The following is a 5,076-nucleotide window of genomic DNA, read 5'->3' as shown; positions in this document are numbered from 1 at the left end:
GGTAATTTGCGGTTCTGCAAGCTTTCGGCCTGTCGCACCCACTGTGATCCTGGGATCGCAGATTGTTTGGGTGTTATATGGTCAAGCCTCACGGGCAATTAGTACTGGTTAGCTCAACGCCTCACAACGCTTACACACCCAGCCTATCAACGTCGTAGTCTTCGACGGCCCTTCAGGGGGATCGAGTCCCCAGTGAGATCTCATCTTGAGGCGAGTTTCCCGCTTAGATGCTTTCAGCGGTTATCTCTTCCGAACATAGCTACCCGGCAATGCCACTGGCGTGACAACCGGAACACCAGAGGTTCGTCCACTCCGGTCCTCTCGTACTAGGAGCAGCCCCTCTCAAATCTCAAACGTCCACGGCAGATAGGGACCGAACTGTCTCACGACGTTCTAAACCCAGCTCGCGTACCACTTTAAATGGCGAACAGCCATACCCTTGGGACCGGCTTCAGCCCCAGGATGTGATGAGCCGACATCGAGGTGCCAAACACCGCCGTCGATATGAACTCTTGGGCGGTATCAGCCTGTTATCCCCGGAGTACCTTTTATCCGTTGAGCGATGGCCCTTCCATACAGAACCACCGGATCACTAAGACCTACTTTCGTACCTGCTCGACGTGTCTGTCTCGCAGTCAAGCGCGCTTTTGCCTTTATACTCTACGACCGATTTCCGACCGGTCTGAGCGCACCTTCGTACTCCTCCGTTACTCTTTGGGAGGAGACCGCCCCAGTCAAACTACCCACCATACACTGTCCTCGATCCGGATGACGGACCAGAGTTAGAACCTCAAGATTGCCAGGGTGGTATTTCAAGGATGGCTCCACGCGAACTGGCGTCCACGCTTCAAAGCCTCCCACCTATCCTACACAAGCAAGCTCAAAGTCCAGTGCAAAGCTATAGTAAAGGTTCACGGGGTCTTTCCGTCTAGCCGCGGATACACTGCATCTTCACAGCGATTTCAATTTCACTGAGTCTCGGGTGGAGACAGCGCCGCCATCGTTACGCCATTCGTGCAGGTCGGAACTTACCCGACAAGGAATTTCGCTACCTTAGGACCGTTATAGTTACGGCCGCCGTTTACCGGGGCTTCGATCAAGAGCTTCGCTTGCGCTAACCCCATCAATTAACCTTCCGGCACCGGGCAGGCGTCACACCCTATACGTCCACTTTCGTGTTTGCAGAGTGCTGTGTTTTTAATAAACAGTCGCAGCGGCCTGGTATCTTCGACCGGCATGGGCTTACTGAGTAAATCATTCACCCTCACCGGCGCACCTTCTCCCGAAGTTACGGTGCCATTTTGCCTAGTTCCTTCACCCGAGTTCTCTCAAGCGCCTTGGTATTCTCTACCCAACCACCTGTGTCGGTTTGGGGTACGGTTCCTGGTTACCTGAAGCTTAGAAGCTTTTCCTGGAAGCATGGCATCAACCACTTCGTCATCTGAAAGATAACTCGTCATCAGCTCTCGGCCTTGGAATCCCGGATTTACCTAAGATCCCAGCCTACCACCTTAAACTTGGACAACCAACGCCAAGCTGGCCTAGCCTTCTCCGTCCCTCCATCGCAGTAACCAGAAGTACAGGAATATTAACCTGTTTCCCATCGACTACGCTCTTCAGCCTCGCCTTAGGGACCGACTAACCCTGCGTCGATTAACGTTGCGCAGGAACCCTTGGTCTTTCGGCGTGGGTGTTTTTCACACCCATTGTCGTTACTCATGTCAGCATTCGCACTTCTGATACCTCCAGCGAGCTTCTCAACTCACCTTCACAGGCTTACAGAACGCTCCTCTACCGCACATCTTGCGATGCACCCGCAGCTTCGGTGTGTGGTTTGAGCCCCGTTACATCTTCCGCGCAGGCCGACTCGACTAGTGAGCTATTACGCTTTCTTTAAAGGGTGGCTGCTTCTAAGCCAACCTCCTAGCTGTCTAAGCCTTCCCACATCGTTTACCACTTAACCACAACTTTGGGACCTTAGCTGGCGGTCTGGGTTGTTTCCCTTTTCACGACGGACGTTAGCACCCGCCGTGTGTCTCCCACGCTGACACTTCCAGGTATTCGGAGTTTGCATCGGTTTGGTAAGTCGGGATGACCCCCTAGCCGAAACAGTGCTCTACCCCCTGGAGTGATACGTGAGGCGCTACCTAAATAGCTTTCGAGGAGAACCAGCTATCTCCGAGCTTGATTAGCCTTTCACTCCTATCCACAAGTCATCCCCTACCTTTTCAACGGGAGTGGGTTCGGTCCTCCAGTCAGTGTTACCTAACCTTCAACCTGCTCATGGATAGATCGCCCGGTTTCGGGTCTATACCCAGCGACTAAACGCCCTATTAAGACTCGCTTTCGCTACGCCTCCCCTAATCGGTTAAGCTCGCCACTGAATATAAGTCGCTGACCCATTATACAAAAGGTACGCAGTCACCTAACAAAGTAGGCTCCCACTGCTTGTACGCATACGGTTTCAGGTTCTATTTCACTCCCCTCTCCGGGGTTCTTTTCGCCTTTCCCTCACGGTACTGGTTCACTATCGGTCAGTCAGTAGTATTTAGCCTTGGAGGATGGTCCCCCCATATTCAGACAAAGTTTCTCGTGCTCCGTCCTACTCGATTTCACTTCAAGGATCCTTTCGCGTACGGGGCTATCACCCACTATGGCCGCACTTTCCAGAGCGTTCCGCTAAAATCCAAGAAGCTTAAGGGCTAATCCCCGTTCGCTCGCCACTACTAAGGGAATCTCGGTTGATTTCTGTTCCTCAGGGTACTTAGATGTTTCAGTTCCCCTGGTTCGCCTCTTGCACCTATGTATTCAGTACAAGATACCCGGGTTATCCCGGGTGGGTTTCCCCATTCAGAGATCTCCGGATCAAAGTCTGTTTGCCGACTCCCCGAAGCTTATCGCAGGCTACCACGTCTTTCATCGCCTCTGACTGCCAAGGCATCCACCGTATGCGCTTATTCACTTGACCATATAACCCCAAGCAATCTGGTTATAATCGTGAATTACGACATTCGCCGAAAACTTGCGCTTGAACTCGCAAATTTTACCTTGACCTGAAAAGTGCAGTGAAAACACTCTCCAGTTCAATACTTCTATCACTTACCCAAATTTTTAAAGAACGGTTCTGGCGCAAAGACCAGAAATCAATGTTTCATCCTCGAAATCGTCCACCGGACGACAGGGGTAAACACTCATTTCTGAGCTTTCGGCGATAATGGTGGAGCCAAGGAGGATCGAACTCCTGACCTCCTGCGTGCAAAGCAGGCGCTCTCCCAGCTGAGCTATGGCCCCATCTTTCGATCGGCCTGCGCACCACGACAATTGGTGGGTCTGGGCAGATTCGAACTGCCGACCTCACCCTTATCAGGGGTGCGCTCTAACCAACTGAGCTACAGACCCAATCGCCTTTCGCGAGTGAATCAAGCAATTCGTGTGGGAGCTTATGAAGAAGCTGAAGTCTTCGATTAAGGAGGTGATCCAGCCGCAGGTTCCCCTACGGCTACCTTGTTACGACTTCACCCCAGTCATGAATCACTCCGTGGTAACCGTCCCCCCGAAGGTTAGACTAGCTACTTCTGGAGCAACCCACTCCCATGGTGTGACGGGCGGTGTGTACAAGGCCCGGGAACGTATTCACCGTGACATTCTGATTCACGATTACTAGCGATTCCGACTTCACGCAGTCGAGTTGCAGACTGCGATCCGGACTACGATCGGTTTTGTGAGATTAGCTCCACCTCGCGGCTTGGCAACCCTCTGTACCGACCATTGTAGCACGTGTGTAGCCCTGGCCGTAAGGGCCATGATGACTTGACGTCATCCCCACCTTCCTCCGGTTTGTCACCGGCAGTCTCCTTAGAGTGCCCACCATAACGTGCTGGTAACTAAGGACAAGGGTTGCGCTCGTTACGGGACTTAACCCAACATCTCACGACACGAGCTGACGACAGCCATGCAGCACCTGTGTCTGAGCTCCCGAAGGCACCAATCCATCTCTGGAAAGTTCTCAGCATGTCAAGGCCAGGTAAGGTTCTTCGCGTTGCTTCGAATTAAACCACATGCTCCACCGCTTGTGCGGGCCCCCGTCAATTCATTTGAGTTTTAACCTTGCGGCCGTACTCCCCAGGCGGTCAACTTATCGCGTTAGCTTCGCTACTAAGTTCTCAAGGAACCCAACAGCTAGTTGACATCGTTTACGGCGTGGACTACCAGGGTATCTAATCCTGTTTGCTCCCCACGCTTTCGCACCTCAGTGTCAGTATCAGTCCAGGTGGTCGCCTTCGCCACTGGTGTTCCTTCCTATATCTACGCATTTCACCGCTACACAGGAAATTCCACCACCCTCTACCGTACTCTAGCTCAGTAGTTTTGGATGCAGTTCCCAGGTTGAGCCCGGGGCTTTCACATCCAACTTGCTGAACCACCTACGCGCGCTTTACGCCCAGTAATTCCGATTAACGCTTGCACCCTTCGTATTACCGCGGCTGCTGGCACGAAGTTAGCCGGTGCTTATTCTGTTGGTAACGTCAAAACTGCAGGGTATTAGCCGACAGCCCTTCCTCCCAACTTAAAGTGCTTTACAATCCGAAGACCTTCTTCACACACGCGGCATGGCTGGATCAGGCTTTCGCCCATTGTCCAATATTCCCCACTGCTGCCTCCCGTAGGAGTCTGGACCGTGTCTCAGTTCCAGTGTGACTGATCATCCTCTCAGACCAGTTACGGATCGTCGCCTTGGTGAGCCATTACCTCACCAACTAGCTAATCCGACCTAGGCTCATCCGATAGCGTGAGGTCCGAAGATCCCCCACTTTCTCCCGTAGGACGTATGCGGTATTAGCGTTCCTTTCGAAACGTTGTCCCCCACTATCGGGCAGATTCCTAGGCATTACTCACCCGTCCGCCGCTGAATCAGAGTGCAAGCACCCCTCATCCGCTCGACTTGCATGTGTTAGGCCTGCCGCCAGCGTTCAATCTGAGCCATGATCAAACTCTTCAGTTCAAATCAATTCGGGTTTTGAGAAAACCCTAAACTTGGCTCAGCAATCGCAAAAAACTCTCGAATTCACGAGTGTT

Annotated in this window: 2 tRNA genes and 2 rRNA genes; all 4 read right to left on the bottom strand. The window is 52.6% G+C overall.

The annotated features are described in order from the left end of the window. Nucleotides 1-77: 77 nt before the first annotated feature. Nucleotides 78-2,968, bottom strand: a 23S ribosomal RNA gene (locus tag RA210_RS17575). Nucleotides 2,969-3,215: 247 nt separating this feature from the next. Further along, nucleotides 3,216-3,291, bottom strand: a tRNA-Ala gene (locus tag RA210_RS17570). 31 nt (nucleotides 3,292-3,322) lie between these two features. Continuing rightward, nucleotides 3,323-3,399: transfer RNA gene (locus tag RA210_RS17565), tRNA-Ile, on the bottom strand. 66 nt (nucleotides 3,400-3,465) lie between these two features. Continuing rightward, nucleotides 3,466-5,002: ribosomal RNA gene (locus tag RA210_RS17560) — 16S ribosomal RNA — on the bottom strand. Together the 16S and 23S rRNA genes with 2 tRNA genes alongside form the textbook arrangement of a ribosomal RNA operon. Nucleotides 5,003-5,076 lie beyond the last annotated feature (74 nt).

Origin of the sequence: Pseudomonas sp. OF001, assembly GCF_904426495.1 — a bacterium.
GTDB lineage: Bacteria > Pseudomonadota > Gammaproteobacteria > Pseudomonadales > Pseudomonadaceae > Geopseudomonas.
The sequence above is the reverse complement of the archived record's forward strand: the minus strand, read 5'-3'. Positions and strand labels throughout refer to the sequence as shown.